The organism is Longimicrobium sp. (assembly GCF_036399255.1).
Classification (GTDB): domain Bacteria; phylum Gemmatimonadota; class Gemmatimonadetes; order Longimicrobiales; family Longimicrobiaceae; genus Longimicrobium.
In genome coordinates, this window is sequence record NZ_DASWNM010000049.1 from 59646 (window position 1) to 65645 (window position 6000).

10 protein-coding genes are annotated in these 6000 nt (G+C 69.3%); all 10 read left to right on the forward strand.

The genetic code is table 11. The features are described 5' to 3' along the window. Positions 1–518: 518 nt before the first annotated feature. On the forward strand, positions 519–1445 hold the full coding sequence (locus VGC13_RS08580) for a hypothetical protein (protein ID WP_331124823.1): 927 nt from the start codon (positions 519–521) through the stop codon (positions 1443–1445). Further along, positions 1442–3190, forward strand: a complete 1749-nt coding sequence (gene polX / locus VGC13_RS08585) for a DNA polymerase/3'-5' exonuclease PolX (RefSeq protein ID WP_331124824.1) — start codon at positions 1442–1444, stop codon at positions 3188–3190. The genes VGC13_RS08580 and polX overlap by 4 nt, the downstream gene beginning before the upstream one ends. Beyond that, entirely contained in the window at positions 3159–3860 is a 702-nt protein-coding gene (gene nth / locus VGC13_RS08590) for an endonuclease III (RefSeq protein WP_331124825.1), read from the forward strand. Before polX ends, nth begins: the two co-directional genes overlap by 32 nt. Before the next feature lie 277 nt (positions 3861–4137). Next, positions 4138–4269, forward strand: a complete 132-nt coding sequence (locus tag VGC13_RS08595; protein WP_331124826.1) for a hypothetical protein — start codon at positions 4138–4140, stop codon at positions 4267–4269. 205 nt (positions 4270–4474) lie between these two features. Continuing rightward, entirely contained in the window at positions 4475–4609 is a 135-nt protein-coding gene (locus tag VGC13_RS08600; protein WP_331124827.1) for a hypothetical protein, read from the forward strand. Positions 4610–4729: 120 nt separating this feature from the next. Beyond that, positions 4730–4864, forward strand: a complete 135-nt coding sequence (locus tag VGC13_RS08605; RefSeq protein WP_331124828.1) for a hypothetical protein — start codon at positions 4730–4732, stop codon at positions 4862–4864. Positions 4865–4976: 112 nt separating this feature from the next. Beyond that, positions 4977–5105 carry a hypothetical protein gene (locus VGC13_RS08610; protein WP_331124829.1) on the forward strand — a complete coding sequence of 43 codons (129 nt, stop codon included), beginning with the start codon at positions 4977–4979 and terminating at the stop codon, positions 5103–5105. Between the two features lie 112 nt (positions 5106–5217). Beyond that, a complete protein-coding gene (locus VGC13_RS08615; protein WP_331124830.1) occupies positions 5218–5358 on the forward strand; it encodes a hypothetical protein in 141 nt (46 codons plus the stop codon). 120 nt (positions 5359–5478) lie between these two features. Next, positions 5479–5604, forward strand: coding sequence for a hypothetical protein (locus VGC13_RS08620; RefSeq protein ID WP_331124831.1), 126 nt, complete (start codon positions 5479–5481; stop codon positions 5602–5604). Positions 5605–5734: 130 nt separating this feature from the next. Further along, positions 5735–5860: a hypothetical protein gene (locus tag VGC13_RS08625; RefSeq protein WP_331124832.1), complete on the forward strand. Its 126-nt coding sequence runs from the start codon at positions 5735–5737 to the stop codon at positions 5858–5860. Positions 5861–6000: the final 140 nt, after the last annotated feature.

A 6000-nucleotide genomic window follows, 5' to 3' on the forward strand; every position in this document is an offset into this window, starting at 1 on the left:
GCCGGGGGAGAGGGGGCCCCGTCGGGCGCCAGTTCGATCTCTTTCGCCGAGCCACTGAGCCGGCGGCCAGGCCCGCAAAGGCGAATGAATTCGCTGCAACAACCACACGAAGTCCGCCTTCGCGGACAGGCCGGGGGTAGGGCAGGGCAAGTACCTGCGGCGTAGCGGGTGAGAGCAGGCAGCCCAACGGGCCTGAAAACCCGTCGAAGCGGGATCGAATTCTCTCCTTTCTCCCGCTCCGCGGGGGAGAGGGCCGGGGGGAGAGGGGCCCCCGTCGGGTGCCAGCCGGATGCCTTTCGCCGAGCCCTCGAATTCTCCCCTCTCCGCGAGGAACGAGCGCGGAGGGGCCGGGGGGAGGGGCCCCCCGCGGGCGCAGTTCGAGGGTGATCGTAGCGGCTCGCTTTCCGCGGCAACCCAACCTCCCCCAGCAGTTTTGGGGGAGGTGCGAGCCTAAGCGAGCGGAGGGGGCGCCCGCGCGGGTGCCTGCCGGAGCGATAAATTGCAGGAGGGATGCGGTGGTGGAGGAGCGAGACAACGGGCACGGCATCGGCCCGGCGGATCCGGTCGAATCGATCGAGCGCGACGGCGGCGGCGAGGGCGATGCACCACCGCCGGCGGGCGCGGCGGGGGCGGCGCGGCTGACGCCGTACGAGCTGGCGTTCATGGACGGCGACTTCGAGTCGCGCGTGTTCCCCAACATCCAGAGCGAGGCCGAAGGGCGCCGCGAAGATCCGGCGCGCCTCGAGCGCTTTTCGTTCCTGGGCACCAGCGGCGACTCCATCCGCGACATCATCCCCCCCGGTGCGCCGCCGGAGATGCTGGAGGAGTACCGCGCACTCTTCTACCACGCCTTCAACTTCTGGCGCTTCGGGCGGCGGCTGTACGTGCTGGACCCGGCGGTGGCGCGCTACCTGGTGGAAGGCGCACCCAAACTGGAGGGATGGGCGTTCACCGCGCCGTTCGACAGCCTGTACCTGCAGCTTCCACCCAACCTGTTCTGGGCCAGCATCGGCACCGACGTGCCGCCGGAGCCGGTGGACGGCTTCTTCGTCACCGTCTCGCAGGGGGCCGACCCGCTGGGCATCCCGTTTACGGACGTGCAGGCGCTGATGGTGCTGGGCATCCATCGCATGCGCGCCGGCTTCAGCGTGATCCCGTTCGACACGGAAGTGGGCGCCGGCATCCCCCCGGTGTGGACGGAGCCGGGGCGCGACGCGGGGATGGACTTCGAGAACGTGCTTCCCGGCGGCGAGATGGCGGGGCTGTACTCCATCCTCACCACGGCGGAGGCGCTCAAGCTGATCGCCCGCGCGCTCTGGTACGTCGAGACGCACACCGAGGACGTGACGACGGCGCCGGCTCCGGAGCGGCGCAGCGCGGACCGGCCCGGAAGCCCGCCGCTGTCGCGGCTGGACTTTCACCGCGTGCGGCTGGGCGGCGGATGACGGCGCGCGAAGCCGCGGCGGCCCTGGGCGAGATCGCCATGCTGCTGGAGGTGGTGGGGGGAAACCCCTTCCGCGCCAAGGCCTTCCAGTCCGCCGCCCGCTCCCTGGAAACCTCCGCCGCCGACCTGACCGCCCTGGCCGCCGCCGGCCAGCTGCGCACCCTGCCCGGCGTGGGCGAGGGGATCGCCGGCGTGCTGGGCGAGCTGGTGTCGACGGGCACCTCGCGGATGCTGGAGGAGCTGCGCGAGCAGACGCCGGTGGGGCTGTACGACGTGATGCGCATCAAGGGCGTGGGCGCCAAGCGCGGCCGCACCCTGTTCAAGGAGCTGGGGATCGACTCGCTGGACAAGCTGGAAGAAGCCGCGGCGGCCGGCCGGCTGGCGGCGCTCCCCGGCTTCGGCGCCAAGACGGCGGAAAAGATCCTGGAAGGCGTGGCCTTCGCGCGCTCCATGCGCGGCCGCCGGCGCTGGTTCCAGGCCATCGAGGCCACCTCCGCGCTGCTGGAGCTGGTGGAGAGTCTCCCGGGCGTCGTCCAGGCCAGCAGCGCCGGGCAGGTGCGGCGGCGGCTGGAGGTGGTGGATTCCATCGACTTGGTCGCCGCGGCGGAGGATCCGGAAACGGTGCTGGCCGCCTTCCGCGCGCTGCAGGGGGTGGAGCGCGCGGACCACGACGACGCGGATGCGCGCGCGGAGGTGCGGTTCGCCGACGGGCTGTGCGCCACGCTTACCTGCGTACCGCCGGAGGAGTACGCCACGGCGCTGGTCTTTGCCACGGGGAGCGACAAGCACCTGGCGCAGCTCCGCGCGCGGGCCGAGTCGCAAAAGCTGCGGCTGGAGGCCGACGGCGTCTATGCGGGAAAGCGGCGGCGGGCGGTCAGGGATGAGGCAGGGGTGTACAAAGTGCTCGGCCTCGATTTTATTCCTCCCGAGCTGCGCGAGGGGTGGGGCGAGGTCGAGGCGGCGGCGGAGGGAACGCTTCCAAAGCTGGTGGAGACGGACGACCTGCGCGGCACCTTTCACTGCCATACGACGTACTCGGACGGGCGCGCGTCGGTGGCGGAGATGGCCGAGGCGGCGCGCGAGCGGGGGTGGCGGTACCTGGGGATCGGCGACCACTCGCAGTCGGCGGGGTACGCGGGCGGGCTGCCGGTGGCGGCGGTGCGGCGGCAGCACCGCGAGATCGACGCGTGGAACGCGGAGCACGGGGGGAAGGGAAAAAAGCGCTTCCGCGTGTTCAAGGGAATCGAGTCCGACATCCTGGCCAACGGCAGCCTGGACTATCCCGCGGACGTGCTGCGCGCGTTCGACTACGTGGTGGGCTCCGTCCACAGCAACTTCGCGCTGACGGAGAAGGAGCAGACGGCGCGGCTGATCCGGGCCGTGTCCAACCCCCACATCACCATGCTGGGCCACGCCACCGGGCGGCTGCTGCTGAAGCGCGGCGCCTACGCGGTGGACGTGCGCGCGGTGATCGACGCGGCGGCGGAGCACGGCACCTGTGTGGAGATCAACGCCGACCCGCACCGCCTGGACGTCAACTGGGAGCACGCGCGCTACGCCGCCCAGAAGGGGGTGCTGATCCCCATCAACCCCGACGCGCACAGCACGGGCGCGCTGGGGAACGTGGCGTTCGGGGTCAACGTCGCCCGAAAGGCGTGGCTCACCGCGCCGCAGGTGCTGAACACGTGGGATCTTGATCCGCTGGAGGAGTTTTTTGCCCAGAGAAAGCAGAAAGGCGCGGCGTGAGCGCGTCGCGTCCATCCTGAACGAGCTCGCCTCGCTGTATCCCGACAGCCGCTGTTCCCTCGACTACCAGAACCCGCTTCAGCTGGTGGTGGCGACCGTGCTGAGCGCGCAGACCACGGACGCGGCGGTGAACCGCGCCACGCCCGCCCTGTTCGCGCGCTTTCGCACCGCCCAGGACTTTGCGGAGGCGTCGCAGGAAGAGATGGAGGCGCACCTGAAGACCCTCAACTTCTTCCGCAACAAGTCCAAGGCACTCATCGGGCTGGGGCGCGCGCTGGTGGAGCGGCACGGCGGCGAGGTGCCGGCGGACCTTGACGCGCTGACGCAGCTGCCCGGCGTGGGCCGCAAGACCGCCAACGTGGTGCTGGGCGTGGGCTTCGGGATGGCGGAGGGCGTCGTCGTGGACACGCACGTCAAGCGCATCGCGGCGCGGCTGGGGCTTACGCGCGAGGAAGACCCCGAGAAGGTGGAGCAGGACCTGCTGCGCGTCCTGGAGATGCCGGAGCGGGTGATCTTTACCCACCGCATCATCGACCACGGCCGCGCGGTGTGCACGGCCCGCCGCGCCTTTTGCGAGCGCTGCACCGTGGCGCCGCTCTGCCCCACCGCGCCCGAGGCGTACCGCGCGCCGCGCCCGCTCGCGATGGAGGCAATGGCCGTCTCCGGATAGCGGCGGGCGGGGCAGGGCTGGGGGCAAACGGATTGGCCTCATACCGGAGTCAACGGAGTTGGCGGCGGACTGGATCTCCGCCGCCCGTGGACCCCGGCGTGAGGCCGATTTTTGGGAAAACGGATCTCCACGGACGCGGATCGTCGCGGGAGTGCCGATCTCCAGATCCTATTCGGTTGCCGTTTGACGACAAGCATTGAAAAAATGATTTGGCTTCGATAGGTTCGAGCCACCGCGCGAACGCGTGGGTTTTTCCCTTTTCTCCGGAGATCCCCTGATGACGCTCGACCTGAACCAGATCCACGTAGAAACCTTCGAGGTCAGCACGCCCGATCTCGCCAGCGTGGCGCCCATCGTCTCGACCGACCAGGTTCCGCACTGCGACGGATATACCGCCGGATACTGCTGATCCTGGCACGCACGGAGCCGGCGGAAAGGCTGTCGGCTCCGCTGTGCCGCCGTGCGTGGAGCAGTTCGGTGCAGTGTTGGGTAGCTGTAACGAGTGTATACCTTACCCGACATCACTTGCGGATACCGGCGGGGCGCGGTATCGTCTTCATCCCGGCCGCCTGCCGTGCGGCTTCCATCGGTACATTCCTTCGCGGAGCCCGTCCATGAAGCCCACGCTGAATCCGGAAGACCTGAAGGTTTCGAGCTTCGAAACCAGCGCCGCCGACAAGGTCGCGCACGAGGCCGTGTGGCCGTGCACCGGCTGTATGAGCGGCTGCGGCATCCAGCCGCCCGCGTGATTTTCCGGGAGCGGCCCGGCGCCACTGGCGCCGGGCCGCTTCTCCGTTCAGGCGCGCACCCATCGTCCCCCGCCGTCCCCGCCGGGCCGGCGAAGCCCTCACCTCCGAAAGGAGATCCTCATGTCCAGGCTCAACCCCGAGACCGTGTACGTGGAGTCGTTCGAGCCCGAGGCCGACAGCCCTAACGCGATGGCCGACGCCATGAAGTGCACCGGCTGCCCCAGCGGCTGCGGCATCTTTCCCGAGAACCCGTAAGCCGCGGAGGCCGCGCGTGGCCGCCGGCGCCAGGGCCCGGACCTGGCCGCGCGCCCACGCTCCGCCTCGCCGGTTCTTTTGCCCGTTACACGCCCCTGACCGGAGGACGACCATGGACAAGATCGTGCTGAACCTCGACGACCTGATGGTAGACTCGTTCACCGCCGCCGCCAGCCCGGCGGAGCTCAACGACGAGTGGACCGGGTGCATGAGTGACTGCGGCGCTCCGAACTGCATGTAAAGGCGGTATCCGCCGCTGAGCCGGCGGGTTCTGCACCGCGATCGCCGGCAGGGCCGCGCCGCGCCGGTTTCTTTTTCCCGTTACCCTCCCCCTGACTGACTGGAGCAAGGCCATGGACAAGATCGTGCTGACCCTCGACGACCTGATGGTAGACTCGTACGCCACCACCGCCGAGTCGTCCGTGATCGGCGACCAACACACAGGCTGCATCGGCCCCTGCGAGGACCGGTTCACCGAAGGCTACTACTGCTGAGTGGACGAGGCCTCGCCGCTGAGCGCCCGCGCTTCCGGACAGCCGGCCCGTGGGTTTGCGACAGGGCCGCGGCCTCGCCGGTTCTTTTCCCGTTGCCTTTCCCCTGACTGGAGCAAGACCATGGACAAGATCGTGCTGAACCTCGACGACCTGATGGTAGACTCGTACAGCACCACCGACGCGTCGTCGTCGGACGTCGTCGGCATCGATTGGACCGGGTGCATGAGCGAGTGCACCGCCTGCTGAGCATCGGCGGCCTGAGCGTGGGTTCGTCATAAGACCCACGAGGTTTCACGGCACGACGGCCGGCGCCTTTCCTGGCCCCGGCCGTTCGCGTACGAACGGCGGCAAACCCCCGGCACCACAGGAGAACACGATGGACAAGCTCAACCCCGAGACCCTGAACGTGGAGTCGTTCACCCCCGACGAGACGGACGCCATGATCGGCATGGACCAGAACTGCACGGGCTGCGACAGCACCTGCGGCATCGTCTGGCCCTGAGAGGGTGTTGCCAAACCTCCCAGCGTGATTGACTTCCTGAGGGAGGCGCCACCCCGTACCTCGTTTGTACACTGCACCTTCGCGCCGACCGAAGGACCTCGCCAGCAGAACGACGGGGCTGGGCCCGCGGCATGAAGCCG